The organism is Candidatus Leptofilum sp., assembly GCF_965223285.1.
Lineage (GTDB): Bacteria > Chloroflexota > Anaerolineae > Promineifilales > Promineifilaceae > Leptofilum.
The window spans coordinates 5,813,102-5,837,014 of record NZ_OZ244997.1 but is presented as its reverse complement, the minus strand read 5'-3'; the positions used below and the strand labels follow the sequence as shown (position 1 = coordinate 5,837,014).

Annotated in this window: 19 protein-coding genes; 1 reads left to right on the top strand and 18 read right to left on the bottom strand. The window is 53.6% G+C overall.

Annotated elements, in window-relative coordinates:
• The first annotated feature begins 111 nt into the window (after positions 1-111).
• Positions 112-1,137 (top strand): proline dehydrogenase family protein, encoded by a 1,026-nt coding sequence (locus ACOQPU_RS26150; RefSeq protein WP_420642765.1) that lies wholly within the window; start codon positions 112-114, stop codon positions 1,135-1,137.
• Between the two features lie 11 nt (positions 1,138-1,148).
• Here ACOQPU_RS26150 and ACOQPU_RS26145 read toward each other — a convergent pair whose 3' ends face one another.
• The 18 genes from ACOQPU_RS26145 to ACOQPU_RS26060 form a co-directional block, all read right to left on the bottom strand.
• Positions 1,149-1,532 carry a diacylglycerol kinase family protein gene (locus ACOQPU_RS26145; protein WP_420642764.1) on the bottom strand — a complete coding sequence of 128 codons (384 nt, stop codon included), beginning with the start codon at positions 1,530-1,532 and terminating at the stop codon, positions 1,149-1,151.
• A gap of 5 nt (positions 1,533-1,537) precedes the next feature.
• A complete protein-coding gene (gene ybeY, locus ACOQPU_RS26140; protein WP_420642763.1) occupies positions 1,538-2,020 on the bottom strand; it encodes an rRNA maturation RNase YbeY in 483 nt (160 codons plus the stop codon).
• Positions 2,020-4,203 (bottom strand): HD family phosphohydrolase, encoded by a 2,184-nt coding sequence (locus tag ACOQPU_RS26135; RefSeq protein WP_420642762.1) that lies wholly within the window; start codon positions 4,201-4,203, stop codon positions 2,020-2,022. The genes ybeY and ACOQPU_RS26135 overlap by 1 nt, the downstream gene beginning before the upstream one ends.
• A 15-nt stretch (positions 4,204-4,218) precedes the next feature.
• Positions 4,219-4,668, bottom strand: a complete 450-nt coding sequence (locus tag ACOQPU_RS26130; RefSeq protein WP_420642761.1) for a GatB/YqeY domain-containing protein — start codon at positions 4,666-4,668, stop codon at positions 4,219-4,221.
• Between the two features lie 24 nt (positions 4,669-4,692).
• Entirely contained in the window at positions 4,693-5,418 is a 726-nt protein-coding gene (locus tag ACOQPU_RS26125; protein WP_420642760.1) for a class I SAM-dependent methyltransferase, read from the bottom strand.
• Between the two features lie 49 nt (positions 5,419-5,467).
• Positions 5,468-5,686 carry a hypothetical protein gene (locus tag ACOQPU_RS26120; RefSeq protein ID WP_420642759.1) on the bottom strand — a complete coding sequence of 73 codons (219 nt, stop codon included), beginning with the start codon at positions 5,684-5,686 and terminating at the stop codon, positions 5,468-5,470.
• On the bottom strand, positions 5,686-6,561 hold the full coding sequence (locus tag ACOQPU_RS26115) for a tetratricopeptide repeat protein (RefSeq protein ID WP_420642758.1): 876 nt from the start codon (positions 6,559-6,561) through the stop codon (positions 5,686-5,688). The genes ACOQPU_RS26120 and ACOQPU_RS26115 overlap by 1 nt, the downstream gene beginning before the upstream one ends.
• A gap of 114 nt (positions 6,562-6,675) precedes the next feature.
• Positions 6,676-7,527 carry a fructosamine kinase family protein gene (locus ACOQPU_RS26110; RefSeq protein WP_420642757.1) on the bottom strand — a complete coding sequence of 284 codons (852 nt, stop codon included), beginning with the start codon at positions 7,525-7,527 and terminating at the stop codon, positions 6,676-6,678.
• On the bottom strand, positions 7,527-8,189 hold the full coding sequence (locus ACOQPU_RS26105; protein ID WP_420642756.1) for a family 16 glycoside hydrolase: 663 nt from the start codon (positions 8,187-8,189) through the stop codon (positions 7,527-7,529). Before ACOQPU_RS26105 ends, ACOQPU_RS26110 begins: the two co-directional genes overlap by 1 nt.
• A 146-nt stretch (positions 8,190-8,335) precedes the next feature.
• Positions 8,336-8,986 carry a hypothetical protein gene (locus ACOQPU_RS26100; RefSeq protein WP_420642755.1) on the bottom strand — a complete coding sequence of 217 codons (651 nt, stop codon included), beginning with the start codon at positions 8,984-8,986 and terminating at the stop codon, positions 8,336-8,338.
• A gap of 41 nt (positions 8,987-9,027) precedes the next feature.
• Positions 9,028-9,192: a hypothetical protein gene (locus ACOQPU_RS26095; protein ID WP_420642754.1), complete on the bottom strand. Its 165-nt coding sequence runs from the start codon at positions 9,190-9,192 to the stop codon at positions 9,028-9,030.
• Between the two features lie 129 nt (positions 9,193-9,321).
• Positions 9,322-9,885 (bottom strand): cob(I)yrinic acid a,c-diamide adenosyltransferase, encoded by a 564-nt coding sequence (locus ACOQPU_RS26090; protein ID WP_420642753.1) that lies wholly within the window; start codon positions 9,883-9,885, stop codon positions 9,322-9,324.
• 75 nt (positions 9,886-9,960) lie between these two features.
• Positions 9,961-11,181, bottom strand: a complete 1,221-nt coding sequence (locus tag ACOQPU_RS26085; RefSeq protein ID WP_420642752.1) for an MFS transporter — start codon at positions 11,179-11,181, stop codon at positions 9,961-9,963.
• 176 nt (positions 11,182-11,357) lie between these two features.
• Positions 11,358-12,380, bottom strand: a complete 1,023-nt coding sequence (locus tag ACOQPU_RS26080) for a peptidase MA family metallohydrolase (RefSeq protein WP_420642751.1) — start codon at positions 12,378-12,380, stop codon at positions 11,358-11,360.
• A gap of 101 nt (positions 12,381-12,481) precedes the next feature.
• Positions 12,482-13,696 carry a cytochrome P450 family protein gene (locus ACOQPU_RS26075; RefSeq protein ID WP_420642750.1) on the bottom strand — a complete coding sequence of 405 codons (1,215 nt, stop codon included), beginning with the start codon at positions 13,694-13,696 and terminating at the stop codon, positions 12,482-12,484.
• A 101-nt stretch (positions 13,697-13,797) separates the two neighbouring features.
• Complete coding sequence (locus ACOQPU_RS26070; RefSeq protein WP_420642749.1) at positions 13,798-14,232, bottom strand: hypothetical protein; 435 nt, start codon at positions 14,230-14,232, stop codon at positions 13,798-13,800.
• Between the two features lie 85 nt (positions 14,233-14,317).
• Positions 14,318-17,971 carry a tetratricopeptide repeat protein gene (locus ACOQPU_RS26065; RefSeq protein ID WP_420642748.1) on the bottom strand — a complete coding sequence of 1,218 codons (3,654 nt, stop codon included), beginning with the start codon at positions 17,969-17,971 and terminating at the stop codon, positions 14,318-14,320.
• Between the two features lie 313 nt (positions 17,972-18,284).
• Complete coding sequence (locus ACOQPU_RS26060) at positions 18,285-23,543, bottom strand: CSLREA domain-containing protein (protein ID WP_420642747.1); 5,259 nt, start codon at positions 23,541-23,543, stop codon at positions 18,285-18,287.
• Positions 23,544-23,913 lie beyond the last annotated feature (370 nt).

The following is a 23,913-nucleotide window of genomic DNA, read 5'->3' as shown; positions in this document are numbered from 1 at the left end:
ACCTGTATGCCCGAAAAAGTACAAGTATATCCATGCTCACTTCTATTTGGATCGAGCAAATAATGTGAAGTATCATAGAATTGTCCACTTTTCCAAAAAAGGATTGAGAAAATGCACTCAAATCGTTCCGCTTTTTCCCGCATTTTACTTTTTTTCACCACAATAGCCATTACAACAATAGTCCTGTATCGCAATAGTGAACGCTGGCTGCGTTCTGTGCTTCTATACCTTTCTACGGCCGATTGGGCACGCCAAATCGCTACTAGTTTCCCACCTGCCTGGCAGGTTGCCAGCCGATTCATCGCGGGTGAAACCAGCCAGGATGCCATTCGGGTTAGCCAAGCAGTCAACCAAATGGGCTTGTCTGCCACGCTCAACTATCTGGGTGAAAGTGTGGATACAGCAGAAGATGCCGCCGCCGCCCGTGAAGCAATCATTCAGTTGATGCAGCAAATTCACCAATATGGCGTCAATGCCACAGTATCTGTCAAGCCGACCCAGCTTGGCATTCACATTGGCCGGGATGTTGTACATGAGAATCTGCAACAGCTCCTCACCGCCGCAGAAAAATATGATACACGCATCCGCATCGATATGGAAGATAGCCATGTCACGGATACCACACTTGATTTGTACCGCAGGTTGCGGGATGATGATCAATTTGGGCATCGCGTTGGCATTGTATTACAGGCTTATCTCTATCGAACTGAAGCTGATGTGAAAGCACTGATTCAAGAAGGTGCCTGGGTGCGGTTTTGCAAAGGGGCCTATAAAGAGCCACATGAGCTTGCTTTTCCAGAAAAAGCTGATACGGATGCCAATTTTCTGAAACTGTCGAAGCAAATGTTAAGTGAAGAAGCACGTGGTCGAGGTATGTACCCCTGCTTTGCTACCCACGATGAGGCTTTGATACGGGCTATTAATCAATACGTTCGGCAGGAACAGATTAGCAAAGATGCGTTTGAATTCCAAATGCTTTATGGGGTTCGCCGTGATCTACAGCAGGAATTGAGCGCGGAAGGGTACCGGGTACGAGTTTACATCCCTTTTGGCACCGCCTGGTATCCCTATTTTATGCGTCGCCTGGCCGAACGACCAGCAAACTTGTGGTTCTTCCTTAGCAATTTGGTTAAATAGCCAGCTAGGAATCAACCAAACAGTCGTTCCCACAAGGGCGGACCCAACAATAGCAGGCCAATTAACACTGCGCCTAATGCCCCCACTAAAACGGCCGCAGCGGCCACATCTTTGGCGACTTTTGCCAGGGGGTGCAGGTCGGGCATGATCATGTCAACGACAGCTTCGATGGCGGTATTCATAAATTCTGCCATCCATACGGCCATAAATGTTAAAATGAGAACAGCCCAGTCGCGGGCAGGCAGCCGCAGCCACAGCCCCAATCCCACGATTATCATCGTAATGAGCGCATGAATCCAGGCGTTGTGTTGCGTACGCAACACATACCACCAACCCTCAAAGGCATAGTGAAAGCTCTTAGCGCGATCGTACAACTCTTTTTTGGGTGCAGACACGGTGGCTAGCTCTCTGCATCTTCCGGTGGGCCGCTGATCTCGGCACCTAACTGGGCCAATATGGATGCTTGGGTCCACCACATGCGATCTTTCTCTTCGGGCTGTTCGTGATCAAAACCCAGCAGGTGCAGCGTGCCGTGTACGGTGAGTAGCTGCAACTCCGCCTTGAGGCTATGCTCCCCCTGCTTCGCCTGTTTTTCGGCAGTTGGCACAGAAATAACAATGTCACCCAGATAGGCTTCGTCTGCTTCCATGCCGGGCATGGCTTCCCCTGGGGCAAAACTGAGTACATCGGTGGCAGCATCTATGCCGCGATATGTTTTGTTGAGGGATTTGAGCTGGTCGTCATCCGTGAGCAACAGGGTGATTTCTATAGGCGGCTTTTTCTTTTCATGGCGCAGGGTAACGGTAACGGCCGTTCGCAACGCCGCAGCTATGGAATGAAGCACTTTCTCTTTTTGCTGTACGTGAATTTTGTAGGATGCCACTAACTCACTTCCTCATTGACGGCCGTTGGGTTTGGGGTGCCGTTGGTTGGCAAAGTGGTTGGAGCAACGGCCGTTTCTGCTGTGCTTGCCTGTTCATTTTCCGGCAACAACGCCTCATTACCTGGATACTTCACTCGAACGTGAAAACGCCCCTTCAATGTTTTAATAAACGACTTGCGAATTTCGCGGATATCGCCCAGCGTCAGGCCCGATTCGTCTAATTGCCCCTCAGTCAAATCCTCATCAATCAGCGAATTGACCAGCTTCACAATCGCCTTTTCACTATTGGGCTGCAACGCCCGTGAGGTTGATTCTATCACATCAGCCAGCATGACAACGGCCGTTTCCCGTGAGCGCGGGCGCGGGCCAGCGTAGCGGAACTTTTCGGGATCAACTACGTCATCCTCGTCAGCCTGCTCCTGCGCCTTAAAATAAAACCCCTTCACTAGCCGCGTACCGTGATGTTCCGCAATAAATTGTTGAATTCGGTAGGGCAAGCGATAACGCTTGGCTAAATCTAATCCATCAGAGACATGGCTCAAAATGATGCGCGCACTTGTCTGTGGGTCCAGCGCATCGTGCGGATTCACCCCTTCCTGGTTCTCACTGTAAAACGGTGGACGATTCATCTTGCCAATGTCATGGTAAAATGCCCCAACGCGGATGAGCGCACTGTTGGCTTTAATTTGCTCTGCTGCCTGCTCCGCCAGGTTAGCCACCATAATGCTGTGATGGTAGGTACCCGGTGCGCGGCGCAACAGCTCTTGCAGCAAGGGATGATCCAGACGAGCCAGCTCCTGAAGTTGCAGCGTGGTCGTAATGCCAAACAGGCTACCCATGATGAAAAAGCCAACCAAGGTCAAGGCCGAGGACAATATGCCATTGACTACGGCGTAACCCATTAACTCCAACATCCCCAGCACGTCGATGATGTCCTGGTTTAGGCGAAACACCAAAATCACGGCGCAGTAACCAATAGCAGCCGCCAATCCCGCGCGGAAGAATGCATTGATCCGCTGGGCGTCTTGCAGGGTGAGGATGGCCAAAATGCCGCCAACGGCCGTATACGCCGCCAGCTCTAGCGAATTTGGGGCCAAAAAGCCAAAAAGGGCCGCCATGATAATGGTGACTGTCAGCGAAAAGCGCACATCATAAATGACACTGAGCAGCATGGACAGTGCCGCCATTGGGAATAAATACGGGAAGAAGCTGCCCCCGGTAAGCATGAGCTTGGCAATCGCGGCAAAGACAAGCAGCAAGCTGGTGAGGACGGTAAGGTAACGGCCGTTGTCACGCAGGCGCGGCCAGAAAAATTGATGCCAGTACATCGTTAATAGCACCACGGAAAGCAACGAAGCGACAAAAATTGCCGCCAAATCTCGCCAATCGAACTGCCGCTGGAGCAAGCCAACCTGGGTCAATTTCTCAACATCTAAATTGGTAATGGGTTCACCCTGCCGCACAATGCGCTCATTGTCTACAATAGTAATCACAAAGGGGCCAACCGCTTCGGCAGCTGCCTCACGCAAAGCGGCCGTTGCGTCTGGGTCTGGAAAAACGGTGGGCACGATAAATTGGGGGGCAATGTTGGTGACGACGTTTTCTTGCAGTTGGGTTAGCTCCAGACTGGCCTCGCGGCGAGCCACAATCTGGTATTCACGCACCTGGTCTTCGCGAATATCCTGCCGCATTAAATCGCCAACAATGCGCGAGATTTCACGCTTGGTTACTTCATAGTCAGCAGTAGAAAGCTCCAGTAACTCCAATCCAGTTTGCTGCTGAATGGTCAAACTCTCGATAGCTTGCAGGTAGGCGAGCTTGGTTTCTGTGGTAGCTAACGTATCGGCTCGCACTGCATCCATGAAGGAGAAGACGGCCGTTACCAAGCTAAGCTGGCTGCGGCCAATATCACTATCACCGCTGATGTACTGCTCTGGAACGGCCGCACGCGCTTTGGCTCTTTCAGAAGCTAGCAATACATCGCTCTCATACGTGATGCTGCGCGGCGAGAAGATGTCCTCATTGGCAGGTTGACCAACAGTCACTTCCACGTCGCTGGCAGTGACTAAATTAAAGCTAAAAATCAGAGTCAGCCCCAACGTCATGGCAGCAGCAAAGACCCAAAGCAAAGAGCCTTGGATTACCTTGCGCCAATGGGGCTGCTCGTCTGTTTGAGCCGTCATTTTTTTATGGGGAACCTACACATTTTGCAGCAGGTCGCGCACGACTTCGTTGACCAAACGGCCGTCTGCCTGTCCTTTCAAGGTGGGCATCAGCTTTCCCATCACCTGCCCCATGCCTTTGGCGTCTGTCACGCCCAGCTCAGCGATAATTTCGGCTGCAATGGCGGCAATCTCATCCCGACCCATCTGCTGTGGCAAGTAGGTCTCAATAATAGCCAGTTCAGCCTGTTCGCTCGCCGCCATCTCTGGATTGCCAGCCTTATTGTAATCGGCGATGCTTTCGCGCCGCTGCTTAGCCTGCTTGGTCAAAAGTGCCTGAACACCTTTGTCATCCAGTGCGGTCTGGCCGTCAATTTCTTCTTGCTTAATTGCTGCCAGCAACAAGCCCAGCGTGTTTCGTTTGTCTGTGTCGCCACTGCGCATGGCAGCAACACGATCTTGTTGAAGCGTCTCTTTTATGCTCATCTGCAAACCTTTTTCTCGATTTGTTTAAGATTGTAGCATTGGCAGAGTGGGTGTCAACACAGTGTAAAGGCTTAGATTGCCTTCTTTGCCGTCGCTGCGGAACTGATCCAGGATAGTAAATCCGGCAGCTTTTGCCAGTTCGGCCGTTTCTGTGGCGTCAATGTGGCAGGCGTAGCGCAAGGCAAATCCGCCCCGCTGCCAGGCCAGCAAATAATCGTTTGGCTCTACGTCGGCAGCCGTTAAACCGATGGCGGCCCAATCCTGTACCTTGCGCCTCTGGCGTGGGCTGTCCATAAATTGCCAGTTGGAAATAAGCAAACGGCCGTCCTTTACCAAATGCTCTCTAATTGCCTGCAACAGGCGCACCCGGTTTGCCTTGGCCGGCAAATGGTGCATCACTGCCAAACAGGAGATTGCAGGAAAAATGTCTAGCTCATCTAAACAATTTGGTTCTAGCAAATTACGTTGGTAAAAGGTGCCCGTTGCATTTTTGGCAGCGTCTGCCAGCAGCTCTTCGCTAAAATCAACGCCCACAAATTCGCCAATGCGGTCATGAGATTGCAAAAATTCGGCAAAACGGCCGTTGCCACACCCAACATCTAAAAAGCGGGGACATGGCACTGGCAAGTGAGGCAATAAGCGGGCAAACCCTGGCTGTGGCTTCACGCGACTGCCAGAAAACGAGTCTGCCTGGGCATCATAAAATTCTTGGTTCAATTCCAGCAGTCGCTGAACAACTTCTTCTTTCATAGAATGTGCCACGGATTTCGCGGAGCTGCGCAAGTTGCGCTTACGGATTTTACGCTTGATCCTCTGCACCTCCGCGCCTCTGCGTTACATTTTGGCTGAGTCGGATGCGGCGGCGATTGGTTACAAACCAGGAACGGCCGTCTTGGGTGCGTACCCACACTGCCGGAGGTTGATGGGCGACAACTTTGCCGTTTATCCAAACTTGCTCACCCAGCCAGATTTGCACGGCCGTTCCCACCGGATACAGTTCCGCCAACCGTTTTGCCATTACCCCTTGCCCAACTCTTGCAAACGGGTCAATCGCTCTGGTTCCAGCCAATCCAGCTGAGATAGTTCGGCATAGGCTTGAGCAAAATACGGCCGTGCTTCACCCTCACGCGCCAACGCCAGCAAACATTCACCCATTTCCTCAAAAACAAAGCCATCCGCGCGTCCTGACTCCGCAAATTCGGCTAACAATGCTTGTTGGATGACCAACGCTTCATCCAATCGGTTAAGTGAACGCAAGGCTCGCCCCACACTCCATTTGGCTATACGAATTGTTTCCGGCTGATCTGGATGGACTGCCTCTCGCCAAGCAACAGCTTTCTCAAAAATGGCCAAAGCGCTGTCAAAATCACCCATGTCATGATAGGTCCAACCGAGATTGTTGTACAGCGATCCAAGCCACCCAGCAGCCCGTGTATCTGGCGTGGCTTCGGCCAGCACGAGCGCGCGCTCATTCCATTTTAGCTGGTCAGCCGGAGTTGCCTCGGCAATGGCCATCATGTGGGCAGCGTCGATGGTGTGGAAGTCAGCCTGGGGGGAAACGGCCGTTCCCAACACAAAGGCCGCCTCAAATAATGGTAATGCCCGTTCCGGTTCGCCAGCCGAGTTAAATGTGCGTCCCCGCTCCAGCAAGCAGCGCATTTGGGGCACAATCATCTCCTCCCTCAGCATCTCATTTGCTTCATCCAGACACTCGTGCGCTTGGGCAAATTGGCGGCGCAGGCTGTGCGTTCGAGCAATTTGGCTCAGCAGCTCCACATGGTAAGCCCGATTGGTCGAGCGCTTCACCGCTGGCAAAAGTTGCTCAAAGCGCACAGCTGTTCCCGCCGGATCATTATAATCCCACAATGTGTGTAACTCAGGAAATTCACTCATCTTTTTTCTCAACAATCCGCAGATTTCTCAGATTTGCGCAGATTACACATACAAATTTTAATCCGCCCTCTGTGAAACTCTGCGCCTCCTCTGCGTAACTCTGTGTTCCTTCTCTCAAAATCCAAACCGTCGCAGCACAGAATCTACCATGCCCACATAGCTACCGCCAAAGTGGCACACGTGGCTTAAGAGCGGATACAGACTGTACAGATGACGACGCTCTTCATAAAAACCGGGTGGCAACGGCCGTATCTCTTCGTACCGCTGGAAAAATAACGTACTAAACGAGTTAAACAAGGCAATGTAAGCCAACTCCATCTCATCAATGCCAAAATAAAGGGCAGGATCAAGAAAAGCAGTGATACGGCCGTTTTCTGCCAATACATTTGACGTCCACACATCGCCGTGAATCAAGGACGACCGTTCCGGTTCTGCCAGCCATTGCTCCCACTGCCCACACAGCCTTTCCAGACGCGGCACAAACGATTGCGGCAGTCGTCCCAGTCGCAAACCTTCATCCATGAGGTGAAAAATGCGCTGCTCCCGAAAAAATTCCAGCCAGCTTTCTGTTGGGTCATTCGGCTGGGTAAATGCGCCGATGAGGGTCATAAAAGGAAAGCCAAACGTGGGTGCAGTTACGCCGTGCAAAGCTGCCAGATGCTCGGCGGCGTTTGCTTCAGCCTGGGGCGAAAAATGGCTCCGCCCCGGCATAAATTCCATGATGAGCAAATGCGGCTCAGAGTGAATCACGCCCGGTACAGGAAGCTCCGTATGCTCTGCCAAATAGCGCAGCATAGCACCTTCAATGTCTAGCTGCGGCTCTGGTCCGTCGTCAAACTTCACAACCAGCGGCGTGTCGTCTGCCAACTGCACGCGGTACACTTGGCCAATTTGCCCGCCGGAAAGCGGAGAAATAGCTTGGAGTTGGGTGGAAACGGCCGTTTCCACCGCCATACGCACATCCATTACGGCCGTCTCACCACCACATTATCAAAGGCCACCTGCGCCTGCGGCTGCACAAATGTCCCCGCATCCAGGGCAATGGTGCCGCTGCTATAGGCCGTGTCGCTAAACTGGTGCACCAATTCGTCATTCACAAACAGGGAGATGTTTGTTCCTAGTGCCTCAACCCGAAGCTGGTTGCTGCTACCCAGCCCCTGATTGATAGCTGGTGCTTCCGTCCAGCGATCCACAAAGCGCGTCCAACCAGACTCCCCATCCCGCCGCTCAACCATGAAGAGACCGTCGCCCGTAATCTCGAAGCGATAAAAGCGGGTGCTGTCCTGCATTCGGAAAAGCACACCGTAGCTGCTGCCTAAATCCCCTTCCAGCAAGGTGGCGTCTACTTCCAAAATGAAATTATCAAAAAATTGGTCTGGCAAGGTAGAAAACTGCATGATGTTGTTATCGGCTAGTTCAATGACGAGTTGTTCGTTGATGACGGCCGTTTGCCCCGCATTATCCCCCTCGATCACCCAGTTTCCCATCTGCCCCGGCACAAAACCATCGGCAAAAATCACGTCTGCCCCCGCAGCCCCAGGCACGCCCGTGGCATCGGCACAGGCCGCCAACAGCAACAAACCAAGCAGTACAAAGCCATTTATTACGAACCGTTTATCTGCAATCATTGATTACTTTTGTGGCGTGAGCGGAGCCGAACGGGTTCAGCATGACAATTGGAGGTTTTGTCATGTTACATCATTGAACAGCAAAAATGTTGAATTGTCATTCTGAGTGAAACGAAGAATCCCAACCAACCTGAACAAATGAGTCGCTAAGGTGCGAGAACCAGCAAATCGTCAAACTGCACAACGGCCGTTCCCGGCTCCAGCGTACTCACACCCAACCCCACATCACCACCAATAAAGGTGTTATCCGTCACCGTAGCCAGAGGCAGACCATTCACCGACAGGCTCAACTCGTTACCCACACAACTGACCCGCAGCAAATTGGTCGCCACACCCTGATTAATCAAATCAGAGAAAACATACTCCTGGTTGGGGGTGAGATACGTGATTTGCGCCTCGCCAGCCTGATATTTGCCAATGGCGTAGTAGCCATCCCCGCTAATCAGGAAGATGTAAAAATTGTTCTCATCCTGATAGCGACACAAAACGCCATAGGCATTGTTGTTGGGGCCACTGGTTTGCCGCGCCTGTACCGTCACAATCACGTCGCTGAAGTCGCGCCCCACATTTGTCCACCAAATCTGGCCAGTCTGGCTAGTGCTAATGTTGAGCGTTCCGTCAGCAATTTCTACCACCGCGCCGCCCTGATTATATTCACGCCAGCCGCAATTTTGCTCGCCACCGAAATCATCGCGCAGCAAAGCACCGCTCTCGTTGCAGGCATCTGTTGTTGGGCCGCTCACAATGGTACACGCCGCCAAAGACAGCAAAGCGACCATGAGCAGAAGTGGTCGCATGATCCATTTCCCCATCATGTACCTCCTGTATTGTGGTTTGCTCAATCGAATTTTTCCCGCTTTTCGGCTTCATCCAGCAGATTGTTTAGTCGATTCAGGTCGTCACCTATATTTTTTTGCTGGCGAGAAGTGTAAATGTAAAGGCCAAACGCACCTACCCAAAACAGAGAGATGATAATAATTAGCAGGGTCAAATTTTCAAACATATTCTCCTCAAAAATAACGAGGCAATCGGCAAAAAGATTATGAACTCGGTACTAAAAATTGCTTGCCGATTACCAAAAATTTGTGCCGAAGTTTACCTAAAAATAGGCAAACCTGCACACGCAGCAACCCTACAATCGACTATTCCACAGAGGTTCGGTCACGTCCCGCTCTTTGTTTTCATACCGAGCCATTACAAACAGCGCGTCTGACAGCCGGTTTAGGTAAGGAATAACAAATTCACCTACCTCTTCCTCGCGTGAGAGAGCAATCACCAACCGCTCGGCGCGGCGGCAGGCGGTGCGGGCCACATGCAGCTGGGCCGCACCTATCGTTCCCCCAGGCAAGATGAAATTTTCTAGCGATCCGGTAACGGCCGTTAGCTCATCAATCCACGCTTCCAATTGGGTCACATGCCGCGCTTCCATCTGCGGAATCTGATACGCTTCTTTGTCTTGCTCGGTAAAGCATAAATCAGAGCCTAAATGGAACAACTCATTCTGAATGATGGGCACAATCTCGGCCAGCCGCGGCACCAAGCCATGCGCCACAGCCACGCCCAGCACCGAATTTAGCTCATCCACCGTGCCATACGCCGACACGCGCAATGATTCTTTGGGAACGCGCGTTTTGCTCCCCAGCGAGGTCATCCCCTCATCCCCGCTGCGGGTATAAATTTTTGTTAATCGTGGCATTTACATTCTCCAATACTTGCACCAAATTAGCGCGAATTGACGCTAATTTTCGTGTTAATTTGCGTTAATTCGTTGCTACTTATTCACCACGGCCGTTCGCTTTGGCAAAAACCACACGCCCGGCAACGTCAAAAAGGCGGCCACCGCCCCGATGACAAACGCCTGCGTCAGCCCAAAGCGGTCGGCCAACACCCCAACCAGCCAGATGCCCAAGCCGCGCACCAAAAAGTTGAGGCCAATGTAAATACCGTTGGCCAACGCCCGATGCTTAGGGAAAGAATCCTGTACCACCGCCAGCATCACTGGCGTGGGCGAAATGGCCGTCAACCCCAGGGTGATGAGCAGCGGTATCGCCAGCCAGCCAGGATAATAGACAAAAGCCAACGCCAGCAGTGGGGAAATGAAAAACAAGCCCCCCAAAACCAGCCGTCGCCCAAATCGGTCGCTGGCCGTGCCGGAGAGCAAAGCTCCGGCCACGCCAGCCCCTTCCAAAATGGAAAGCGCAGCAGCAGCCAACCAGAGGCTCACTTCAACCTCATCCTCCATGTAGAGTGGCAAGTAGGTTGTCAGCGAAGTCAATAAACCCGCCCGCGCCAGCATGATCCAGCCCAGCGCGGGGAAGACGCGGCGGATTTGCGGCCAGGCTTCGGCCAATCCAGCCGGCTTGGTGCGTGTTTTGGCAGAGACTTCATGCAAACGGTAGTAGAGAACGGCCGTTACCGCCCACCCCACAAACATCAGCCGCCACATCCCCTCCAAACCAAACCAGCCTACCCCCGCTACGGCCAAAATCGGGCCAAAGGTGCGCCCCAGCTCGCCGCTGGCCATGAAGATGCTCATCCCCGTGCCCACACGCCTGCCCGCCATGCGGCCAATCATCGCCGGAGCCGGGGCGTGGAAAGCAGCAATGCTCACCCCGCCCGCCAGCAGCAGCATCGCCACCACAAAGTAATTATTCACAATACCCAGGCTGCTCATCAACGTGGCCGTGATGCCCGGTGCCAAGATGATGAAATAACGCAGGCTCACCCGGTCTGCCAGGTAGCCGATGAGCGGATTTAGCAAGCTGGGAAGTTGGGTGAAAATGGCCAGACTGCCGGTGAGCGTGTAATTGGTGGCCAGCCGCTCTTGCAGCAGCGGCAGCAGCGGCGCAATGAAGGCACTGTACGTGTCATGCACAAAATGCCCGCCCGCAATGGTGAAAATTTGGCCGGTGTTGAAGGTGTCGGGAACGGCCGTATCCTGCTTATCATTGACTTGTTCTGAGGATGTTTTTTGAGAGGGTGTCTGTTCCACAAAGATGCTCACTTTTCTTCAAAATATCGAAATGTGATTATACGGCAGTTTTCTCACATTAACCTGCTCCCAACTTGCCATCTCACTCTGGAAAAAAGGATTGTTCGATTTGCCCTTCCGAACGCAGTGAGGAATCTTTCAAAGTAGAGCCGCAAGTTCTTTCATGATTCACATGCTCAATTGTTTGAAGATGACCCATATTCGGCCATCAAAAACTGGTGCCATGCGTTTTCAAACTCACTTTCCGATATGCCTAAAGATTCCTCAAAACCGCCACCCAATTTAACTAATTCGATCAAAGTGTCGTAACCAAATTCTTGCACAATAAATTCAACAATCGTGTAAGAAAATGCGTAGATGACACTTGATTCTATTCCCGAAGAAAAATCGAGGTCGCCGATAGCTGGAAGGCCACTCTCAATCGAAGTAATGATAAAATTAGTCTGGCGTTGACCACTTTCGTATGTAGCAATTCCCTCATTCAACCAAACAGGGATTTCAGCATCACTCATTTCATCAACAATCAGATGGACTAATTCATGTGTAGCTATTCCCATGATTGTGTCGAATGTATGGGCTGGACCTGGGTTAAGCGGCGTAACAAGCCCCATCATCCCGGACCAGGCACCACCAACTAACCAGTCAGAACCTTGCCGGAGTCCTATAGACTCATGATACGATTGAAGATTCGGATAGATTTCCACAATGATTTTTTCTGAGGGTTGATGCTGCAAATGTGAAGTTATCCGCTCATAATCAGTTTCGAGCTGTGAAACAATAAAAGGCACCACGCTTTTATCAAAATCAGTACAGTACAAAATAAAATTCAGGGTTTCCTGACACACCTGCAAAGAAAGATGAATCCCCGTTATTGTGTGTGGTTCGAACGGAGTCCCTGTACCCGGTGTGGCTGCTGGTTGTCCAGTTGCGATTGGTGTGGCATCAACTGGTGCAGGAGATGGTGCAAGGGTTAAAACCTGTGCGGTTTTGATTGGCGTCTGAGTGGGTGTAGGTAACGCAATTGCTAAGGTTGAAGTTGCTGTCACCATATCGTTAGCTGAGATAGATGAATCATCTGGGGTTGAAGGGGAAGATGTTGACTCGACAGGAAATGAAGAAGATTTTCCAGAACAAGCTGCAAAGAAAAACGAAAATAAAAGCACGAAACTTATCGCAAGAAATTGATCTTTTTGAAGCACTGCACCCCCTCCTGCAAAGCCTTCAACTTGAAAAATTTGGAGAAATTGTAACACAATTTATCTAGCAGCATACGGCCGTTTCTCAGCGCACAAGCAATCTTTTAACCAAATACTATAGGCAATGCTTTTAAACCCCGGAACAACACACCAGAGCGCCATTCTAGCTGCACAGTAGGCACGGCCAGTTTTAACTTGGGGAAGCGATCAAACAAGGTTTGTAGCCCAATTTGCCCCTCCAGGCGAGCCAGCGGCGCACCCAAACAGTAATGAATCCCCATACCAAACGCCAGGTGACGGTTGTCGCGGCGGGTCACGTCTAGCGCATTCGGCTGGGCAAAGTGGCAACCATCTCGGTTGGCAGAAGCCAGCACCACCCGCACCACGTCGCCGCGCCGCATCTGATGCCCCTCAAACGTAAAATCCTCCCGCACCCAGCGCGTCGTGGAGGTTTCTACTGGCCCATCGAACCGTAGCAGTTCCTCAACGGCCGTTTCCCACCCCCCATTCTCCCGCAAAATCGCCAACTGCTCCGGATGCGTCAGCAACGCCAAGGCTCCATTCCCCAGCAGATTCACCGTCGTCTCATGCCCCGTCACCAGCAGCAACGCCACCATGCTGGAAAGCTCCGCCTCGTTCAGCCGCTCGCCCGCCTCTTCTGCCTGCACCAACGCCGTAATCAAATCATCCTGCGGATTTTTTTGGCGCAGGGCAAACATCTCCTGCAAATAGGCCACAAAAGCGCGCACCTTTTTTTTGCGCGCACTGTAGTTCAAATTGCGGCTCCCCGGCGAAATAATCGCCTGTGACCAATCCGCCACCTCCGCCTGATCCTCCGCCGGAATGCCCAGCAATTCGGCAATAATGCGCACCGGCATCGGCAGGGCAAAATCGGCGATGAGGTCTGCCTGCCCCGCTGCCGCAATGCCGTCTAGCAGCGCATCCGTGATTTGCTGGACGCGCGGAGCCAGCTGCTCCACGCGGCGCGGCGTGAACGCCTGGTTCACCAACGCCCGCAGCCGCGTATGGTCTGGCGGATCGGCAAAGAGCATATTTTCATTGATGAGGCGGTGCATCGAGGATTTGCGAGGCTGCTTGGCACCTGGCGGCAGCGTGTTGCGGAAATCTTTCACGAAATGGTCGTTGTCTTTGAGAACGGCCGTAACCTCCGCAAACCGAGTAATGTACCAAATCGTGCCGCCGTTCGGGGAATGATGCGCATAAATCGGGTCACCTTGCCGCATCTGGGCAAACGTGGGGAACGGATTGGCTTTGAAAGTGGGGCTAAATAGATCGTACTTTTTTTTAATCGTTCCCACTCCTATGAAAAAAGGAACACAGAGTTGCACAGAGGAGACACAAAGTTGCACGGAAAGCTATTAAAATCTGCGCAAATCTGCGAAATCTGTGGATTTATTAATTAGGCCTTGTTCACCATCCAGCCAGAAAACGCAACCAGAAATTGGCGAAACTGCGGCAAATGTTCCGGCGGAAAGCTGTATTTTTCTGGCGCATCCGCCAACACCGCCTCAAAACAGTCCAGCCAAACCTGCCGTGCCACCTCGTCGATGGGAAACGGCATGTGTCGCGCCCGCATCATGGGGCTACCATATTTTTGGTGATAAAGCGGTGGTCCACCCAGCAAGCCCACAAAAAATGCGGCCGACTTGCGCGAGGCACGCAGCATATCACGCGGAAACATACCGCGAATGCTAGACGTCTCTAGCTGGGCGTAAAAGTCAGCCAGCATCGCAAAGATATTCTTTTCACCCATTACCGCATAAATTTCAGGGCTGGGCGCGTTTACCCTTGGTGGCCCACCCGGCGGCACATAAAATTGTTGCTCTTCACTCATGTTTTTTCCGTAAGAAATTTGCCACAGAGGCCACAGAGATTTAAGAGAGGTTCTCTTTTTCCTCTGTGTTCTCTGTGGCCAAAAATCAATTCAATGCAAATTCGATGGCTGCGGTGAGGCTGCGGTGGCGGCCCTGTTCCAGGTAGGTTTCGGCATTTTCGTGGGTGGTGACATTGGTCAAACGGCCGTCCAACTGCGACTGCTCCACAGCGGAAAGCGGACTGCCAATCTCCTGCCGCAGCCACTGTGCTGCCCCAACGAGCTGCAACGCCCGGCTTGCCTCGTTTTGCGCCGCCGCCAACGCCGCCATATCTTCCAGCACGTAGGCAATGGCTCGCCCATCCCCAAATTCATGGTTGATTGTCAGGCTCTCCACGTAAAACTGCCGCGCCGCCGCAAAATCAGATTGGTCACGCACCACGTTGCCCAAATTGTTCAGCGAATTAGCAATTGCCCAGCGGTCGCCCACCTCACGCTGTAGCTGCAGTGCCTCTTCCAGATGGCTGCGCGCCTGTGCCAAATCGCCCAAATTGCGCACCACGTTGCCCAAATTGTTCAGCGAATTGGCAATGGTGCGCCGATCGCCCACCTGCCGCCGAATCTCCAAAGCCTCTTCATTCAGCCGCCGCGAAGCCGTGAGATTCCCCTGAAAGCGGGCAATGATCGCCAAATTACTTAGCAAGGCCGCAATGAACCCTGGCTGTCCCAGATCGCGCCGCAGCGCCAGGCTCTCCTCGTACAAAGTGCGTGCCTTCTCATACGCTCCCTGCTGCGCCGCCAGCGTCCCCGCTGAGTGATATGCTTGCGCCACGCCTTCCTCATCTTCTAGCTGCTCAAACGTGAGCCGCGCTGCTTCCAAATGTTCAGACGCTTCTTCAAAACGGCCGCGCTTACGCAAAAGCTCTGCTTGCGCTGCCCGGCACCACGCCACTTCTTGCTGGTTGCTGTGCAATTGCGCCAACTGCAACCCCTGATTGTACAGATCGCTGGCTTCGTCCCACTGCCCCACCAGTTCCAGCACGCTGCCCAATTTACGCATAACGGCCGCACGTTCCGGCTCTGGCAGCAGCGGCAGGACCCGCTGAAAATATTCGATGGCGGCTTCGTTGGCGTACTCTGCCTGCGCCGCTTCACCCGCCTTGAGCAGATATTCGCGCTTTTTGGCATCGTTATCGGAACGGCCGTAATGGTACGCCAACAAACCTACATATTGCTGCAAGGTAGGGGCATCCTGCGTTTCAATATATTGCCCGATGAGATCATGCAACATGGCGCGGGTGGCAAATGGCAAACTTTCGTAAGCTACCTCCTGCGTCACCACATTTTTAAACAGATAGGTGAGTTCGGGTTCTGGTGTATCCTGCGGCGTGAGATCCATCTGATCCAACGCTTCCAGATCAGATTTTACCTGCTGTGGCCCACCCAGCGGCGGATACGCTCCCCACAACATGGCCGCCCGGAACAGCCTGCCAATGACGCTGGCCACCTTGATCGTGTTTCTCTGGCTTTCGGTGAGTTGATCAATGCGGCTGAGGATGAGGCTGTGCAAGCTGGTGGGCAAATCCAAATCTTGCAGCGTTTGAGGCGCGATGGCTGATTGACTTTGCAAATAGTTGAGCAACTCCTCAATGTAGAACGGATTCCCCGCCGCCCGCTCTGTAATTTTTTCACGCAGCAAGCGCGGAATTTTGATTTTGGCGCGGGTGAGCTGCTCCACTTTGAGCGCCATCAAATGCTCTGCCTCTTCCGGCGTAAATTCATTTAGCTTGAGTTCAGTAAAGTTGGGCAACTGCCGGAAAGGTGCCGACTGGATGCGACCCATGACGGGCGCGCGCACCGCCAAAACAATCAAAATGGGCCGGTCGGCAGTGGCGCGGGCAATGGCTTCCAACAGTTCAAGCGAGAGCGGATCAAGCCAGTGGCAATCTTCCAGCACCAGGAATACGGCCGTTTCCTTCGCCCGCGCCCGCAAACATTCTACCAACAAGGACTCCAGTGACACCTTCCGCAGTTGGGCATCAAACGATTGGGTGAGTTCGTTATCTGGGATCGCCAAACGCAGTACCGCACTCAACAGCGGCATTCGCGGCAGCAAAGCCGGGTTGATTTGCTGAATTCTTTCCGCCACTTTGGCAATTTGCTGCTCCACCGTCATGTCGGGCGTCAAACCAAAAAAATCTTGCCAAATGCGCTGCCAAACCAGATAGCTGGTGTTGGTACCAAACGATTGGCACTCGCCACCAAATCCCAAAAATTGCTGCTCGCTGGCCAGCCCAATAATTTGTGCCACCAGGCGAGATTTACCAATACCTGCTTCGCCGCTAATAGAAACAATCTGGCCTTGCCCCGCTTTGGCCGCCATCATCTTTTCCTGAATTAATGACTGCTCGGCAGCGCGCCCCACCATCGGCAGGGCATATTGCGGCTCTTGCAGACGAATGGTCGGCTCCGCTTCTCGCTGTGCCACCGCAAACACGCTCAGCGGTTCAGCCTTGCCCTTCACCCGAACGGTCGGTAGCAATTCCCAAACAAAACGATCCCCAGCTTGTTCTACAGTTTCGGCTGTGACCAAAATTTGCCCAGGAACGGCCGCTTGCATCAGGCGTGCGGCCGTATTCACCGCATCCCCCAACACGCCATAGGTGCGGCGCATCGTGCCGCCATACGCCCCCGTCCGCATTCGCCCCTGACAAATACCAATTTGCAGCGGTGAAATGTATGGCAAGCGGTTCGCTAGCTCTTGCAGTTCCAAGCCCGCAGAAATGGCGCGGATGGCATCATCTTCATGGGCAAACGGTGCACCAAAAGCAGCGTAAAGCGTACTGCCCTTGTCCCCGATGGTTAGCTGGAGCAAATTGCTGTCGTAGCGCGACAAAATCTCCTGCACGTTTTGGATGAACGTGTCTAGCTTGGCCTCTGCCTCATCGTCATCGTCGTAATCAATGCCAGAAAAGTTGACAAACAGCGCCACGGCAGGGCGCAGTTCGGCTAAAAATTCCCCGCCGCCCTCAACCAGCCGCTTGTAAACCGGGGGTAGCAGCCAGCGGCGGGTGATGGCTTCGTCCAGAGCATCCTGAGGAATATTAGGCCAGTAGGCGGGAACACTCATATTTTCTAAATTCTCAACCACGCCAAGACGCACGCCTGTCATTGGGCTTTGCCGCCAGCTTTTTATGTGTACACGCGGCCCAAGCTGCTGAATCGTCGCTTCATCCAGGATGATTTCCCCCTTCTCGGCCTCGTGCTCTGCTTCCACCAAGCGATCCAGCGTTTTACCAGCCAGCACATCAATAAGCTGCACCCTGTGGTTGCCAATGAGAAAACGACGCGCACTGCCGGTGACAACGGCCGTTTTCATCGCCAATGTAATCTCACCCGAGGGAATTTGCACCGTTTGAATCTGTTCCATCACCGCCTGCATCGCCAGGGCGCAGGAGGTGGCTCGGAAGCCGTTGTCCCCTTCAAACCAGCAGGTTATGGCATCCCCGCTAAAGCTAATGACGCTGCCCCCGTAGCGGTGCAGCTCATCCACCAAGCCATCGTACACCCGGTTTAAGTGATGCGTAACCTCTTCGGCGCCACGCTGTGGGCCAAGATCATGCACCAGACGCTCGGTGAGCGGGGTAAAGCCAGAAACATCAGTAAATAAGGCGGCACCGCGAGCCGGATCGGGCAATTTTTCACCACGATACAGTGCCTGTCGTCTATCCATAGGAATATAGGAAATCGGCCGTTCCATTTGAAAATCTAGCTCTCCTGAAAATGTTTGGGCTCGTTGAAGGTTGTCGGCTCTATTATACGAGAGATGCTACTTTGTGCAGGGGCAAACAAAAGAAAAAGTGCAAGAACAACTTGTCAGGCAATTTGATTAACACACGCAAAGACGCTAAGGCGCAAAGGAAAAAACTTTGCGTCTTTGCGTGAAATAGTGTGACAACTCGTTCGTAGACCCCAAAAGAAAACTGGGGTTAGAACAATCATGCATTTGTAGGGGCAGGTCTCCGTGCCTGCCCTTGCTGGGCAGACACGGGGGTCTGCCCCTACCAAAATGTTTAGCGAATGGCGATGGCGTCTAGCGTGTCGCTGGGCAAGCCGTTGGCACCGCTTTCCCAAAACAGGTCAAAGCTGCATTCAGAAAAGTCGCCCGGCTCGTCTGGCGTACAGACCAGAATTTGCCTATCGGCCGTGCTGGTCACTAGGTAAAGCGCACCCGTCTCTTCGTCCAGATGCACCCCTTCGATACTATCCTTACTGCTGCTGAGGAAGTCAAAATCAGAGCCATCAAAGAATAGTTCCCAGTTTCCGGCTGTTTCTTCACCCAGGCTCTCTGGCGTGAAGATAACGAGATCACGACTCTTGGCGTTCAGGTTGCCTACTTTGATTGGGCCTTTTGTACTGAGGATAATACGGCCGTCCCCCAACACCGTCAGTCCTCGAATCGCCTCTTGTGGCGTTTTCAGGTCTACATCCGAGCCATCAAAATAAAGCGACCAGCTACCGGCCGTATTTTCACCCAAAGAAGTGGGTTCAAAGCGCAAAATGTCAGAATTATCTACATTCTTGCCCTGGAAGGCCGGAATATCCAGCTCTGGCAGGTAGATGTCATCGGCTACAACGATGAGCAAGCTGCCGTCTGGCAACCAGGCAAAAGCGGCCACATCTTGCCCTGCCAAGCCCACGTCCGAGCCGTCGAACAGCAACGACCAGTCGCCGCTGTCCAGATCGTAACCTAGCACATCCTCGCCACTATAGGTGATGCCAGCCACCTCGCCGCCGTCTGGCGTACTGAGGTAAAGCGTTTGCCCAACCACCGGTTGGGTGATGGTGAGCGTGCCGCTAGCCGTGGCGGGCAAGTAGCGCAAATCATCCAGCGTCAGATTGCCAGACGGTAAGGGTATTGTGCCGCCAAAGTAAACGTCTACGGTGTACTCACCCACGGGCAGGGGTACGGCCGTCAAAACCGCCCGTCCCGCAAAATCAGTGATGATCGCCTCGGCGTAGCTGCCATTGTCGCCAGTGATGACAAAGAAGACGGTTTTCTCGCCAAACGGCCGTCCCAACACATCGGTCAGGGTCGCCATCATCCCGGCAGTGCCACCTTCAACCATCTCCGCGCCAACGGGGTCTAGCGTGAGGGTCGTAGCCTGTTTTTCAAGCGTGAACGGCACCGTATCAAACGACGCTTGGTAAGTCAGATCGCCGCCGTAAGTGACGGTGAGGTTGGTTGCGCCCGGCAAGCCAAGCAAGGCCAAATTGGCCGTCGCCGCACCAGACGCATCCGTGGCTACCGTGCGAGTTTGGGCACCTACGCGGAAGCTGAGGAACTGGTTAGCCAGCGGCTCGCCGTCGGCGGTAAGCAAAGCGGTGACGCTAATTTCGGTGCCGTAGGTGCCTGTTGTGGGTGGAGATTGGAGGGAAACGGCCGTTTCAACCAAATCTCCTTCCGCAGTGCCAGCTCCACTGTAAAACGCACCTAAATTGGTGGCTGCGCCCACTAAGCCAACGCCGTTAGCCGCCTGCACAATAAACTGCACTTTGTTGGCTGGGATGCCGTTCAGCGGCAAGGTGGCAGACCACAAGGTGCTGTCATTTTCATTTTGAATGAGGTCAATGGATTGCCACAGGCCAGCAAATGGCCCACTGCCCGTGTACGTCACCCACACTTCCTGGATGCCCGCTGCCGGATCGCCAGTGACCCGCGCCTGGAAGGTGACGCTGTCGTCACCGGGGAAGGCCATCACCTGGGCAATGGCAGGTGAGGCAGCCAGCGCGGGCACATTGCCCGTCACCGGGGATTGCACGATATAGTCGCTGTAGTACAGGCGGAAGTCTAGCGAATCGAACTGGCGCAGCGTGCCGTAGAGCGAACCCGCATTGTTCGACATGAACTGCGCCAGGGTCACATTTAGCTGCACGGCCCCATCTAAACCTGCCACTAACTGATCAAAGTAGTTCACCTGATACGGCTGCATGGGGTAGAACACATTGCTCACAAATGGCGGATGCACCCCACGAATTTCGGTGGTGGCTGCACCCGTCAGCGGCAAAATGCCCGTTAGGTCGGTAAAGCTACCACCCCGGAAGCCGACGCCGCGCAGCACGGTGTCCGTTACGCTCACGTTGAGCGATTCTAATGGCAGCACAGGCTCCGCCGGGTTCACAATCACGCCGTCGCTACCAGAGAGATAATTGGCGGTTACGGTGCTTGTTTCATCTTCGCCAACAATGTCTAGCTCTTGGTTCACCAGGGTCAAATCTGGCGTAACGGTCAAATCGGCGTAGGTGAGACCTAGCATTTGGCCGGGATTGCTGCCGAAGCCTGTGGTGCTGCTGACCACCGATGGGCCATCAGAGACGCCCCCACGACCCGCAGGCATATCAATTTTGAGCATGGGCAAGCCAAACAGGGTGGATTGGATGAGTGATTTTTCGTGCAACGGCCGTAACTCCTGCGTCTCGGCCAGATAGGTTTGCTTGGCAGCTACCAACGCCTGCCCAATGGCAACCGGACCAGTCCCTGCCCGCAGCTCTTCGCTGAAAGCCAGGTAAAGCCGCTCGCTGTACTCGATAAAATCTGTATCGCCGTATTGGTAGCCGGTTCCGGCGATGAGGGTTGTGCCCTTGCTAGCAAAGGCCTGCCCCCAATCTGGCTCGGCGGTGACGCCGGGTACACCGTGCGCGTTCACAATGTTGTAGCCAGAGTGACAGCCTGCGCTAAAGACGAGCGCGTTGGTCATGTCCACGCTGGAGACAGCCAGCTCGGCCGCCAGCAGGCGGGTGCTGTAATCAGCGGCCAAGGCACTGCTGGCGCTAAAGTGGCCTGCCAAAAAGCTAATGTCGTACCGATTGTTGAGCAGCAAATCGCGCAGATCATCGGCCGTCCAGGAGGCGGGATCGGTTGGAGCAATATCGCGCGGTGTGATGAGCGTCGTCGCGCTGCTGCCCAAGCCATCGCTCAATTCAGAAGTGATGGCGTTGGCGGCATCTTCCAGGAAATCGTAGCCCGTCACCAGGGCGGAATCTGGCGTGTCCACCACGCCATCGAGGGTGCTTAGGTAGGCGTCCAGCATCGTCACCACCTGCTCTGGCGTTTCTACCAGTCGGCCAACGGCCAGTTGGGGAATGGGCAGCGTGTCGCTCTTGCTAGAAAGCTCCAGCATCGTGCCGTAGCGATCTTGCCCCAGCACGTAGCCCAGCCGCAAGCTGGCCTGGGAGGCGGTGTCGTCCAAAACGGGCGGCACGTAGTTGCGCTCGTTAGCCAGCAGTGCCTGGTCCGGATGGCGGAAGAAAGGGATTACGTCATCGTTGCCAATGATGACGACATATTCCAGCGGATTGAGTTCGCGGTAGCTGTCCACAATCTCTTTGATCGAATAAGCAACCAGATTTTTGGCGAAGGGGCAGGCGGTGTAAGTGTCTGCCTGAATGTTTGCACCCGCTACACGCGCATCGCCGCTAACATCGACAATGACACCGTTGACTTCGGGGCGGGCGGCAAAGTCGGCCAGCCGTCCCTGCATGGTGGCGAGGTCACCTGTCATACGGCCGCTGTCTACCAAAATGATGGTGCTGTAGTTGTTGGCAACGGCCGTGTGCGTGCTGGCCGGCAAGGCAGTGGTCACTTCACCACAGCCACCGGCCGTTTGTATGATGTTGAGCGTGAAGTCGCTGTTGGGGTCAAACACACCGTTGCGGCCGCGCACGCGAATGTAAAAGTCGCCGCTGTTTTCCCAGGTGTTGAGCTGCACACCCTCACCAGCGGTGCCGTTGAAGGCGGAAACGGCAATCAGGCTACGCATTTGGGCACTAGAAAAAGCATCCGGGCTGAACGCATCTGGGCTAAAAGCGTCGGGCGAGAAGGCGTCCGGGCTGAACGCATCTGGTGAGAAGGCGTCGGGGCTAAACGCATCCGGCGAGAAGGCATCGGGGCTAAACGCATCCGGCGAGAAAGCGTCAGGGCTAAACGCATCCGGTGAGAAAGCGTCAGGGCTAAAGGCGTCTGGAGAGAATGCATCCGGGCTGAACGCGTCTGGTGAAAAGGCGTCCGGGCTGAATGCATCCGGTGAAAAGGCGTCCGGACTAAATGCGTCTGGGGCAAATTCGGCCGTGAGCGAAATTAAATCTTCGGTTTCATCTAGCGTCAGGAGCGATTCCCACTCGGCGGCGATGTCTTTATAGACAGTGAGGTCGTAGTTGGCGGGCAAGTCAGTGAGCGTAATGATGAGCTGGCTGCTGGGCTCAACGGTGAACTTGTACCAGCGGGATTGCCCCACCAGATCGAGCCGCTGGCTGATTTTGGCGGTTTGTACGTTGGGGGAGACGCTGTCTGGCGTTAATTCCAGATGCAAGGCGCGAGGCCAAGCGTCGTTGCCCAGGCCTACCTGAATGCAGCGGCTAAATTCGGAGGTGCCGTCGCTGCCTGTGGCCAAGGCGGTAATGCTGCCGCTGGTGAGATTGGTAGAAACGGCCGTATTAAAGCTCCCGTTCCCTGCCGCATCGGTCACCAGCTCAGTGCTGCCCAGCCAGGTTTCGCCGTCGCCAAAGCCGCTGTCGTGGCAGCTTTCGCTAGCGTACAGATCAACGGTGTAGCTGCTGTTGGGCTGGCTGTTGAGAATCCCTTCAATGTCTAGAGTGCCAGCGGTGGGGACAGCGCGGATGAGGGTGGGGGTATTTTGACGGCCGTTTGCTCCCACATCCCCATCACCCAAATCGTTGGGGGTTTGGCCATCGCCGTCCAAATCAATCCCTTCACCCCCATTGCCAGCAATGCTTGCTTGGCTGATGATGTTGCCACTGCCTTCGGTCACCTGCACCCCATCGCCGCTGTTGCCAGTAATGATTACGCCAGACAAGGTATTGTCATCGCCATTGATGAGAATGCCATTCCCAGCAAAATTTTGGATGGTTAAATTCCAGACAGTGATTTCGTCCCCTTGCAGCACAAGGCCGTTACTTTCGCCAGCTTCACTGCCATTCAGGATAACATCAATACTGTTGGTGGCATTGGTTTTTAGCAAAAGGGAGTTAGTAATTGGAGGTAGCGGGGATGTGGGGCTAATGATGACCGGATTCAGATTCCCCACGCGGAACTGGATAAAGATGTTCGTGCCTTCAGCCAAAGCATTGGCCGCTTGAATCGCTTCCCGCAAGGAGCAATGGGAGTGACTGCACGTGCCATCATCTTCGTCGGCGGTGGTGTTGACGGTGAAAACGGTCGTGCCATCCCCACTTGCCGCCACTGAGGAAACCGATAGCACAAAAAGAATTGCCAAGAACAAAATAAGCGTTTGCCACACTGTTGATCGTTTCACGACTTCCATACCTTATTTCTCGGACCAAGACGCAAGGCGTAAATGGTTGCCCTGTCGTTACTACCAATCCTGGCTAAACTGGAAAATATTCAATTGTGGCTCCACCGGATTTTGGAATTGCAAAGATTGCGCCGCCGCGTTGTTTTGGGAATGATGAACGGCAAGAGACAATGATTGCCATCGTCTTGCAGCCTACGGCCGTATACTTACAAAGTGCATTACTTGTTTATGCCATTTTTATGATTTGCTGCTGTGATTTTCACATCAGGAGTTTTGCAGAACACAACAGCAGTATACCCATGAAATGGGTATCGCCTTGTGAAATTCGGGGATGAATTGGGTGAAGAGTTGGTAAACAGTCATCATTATT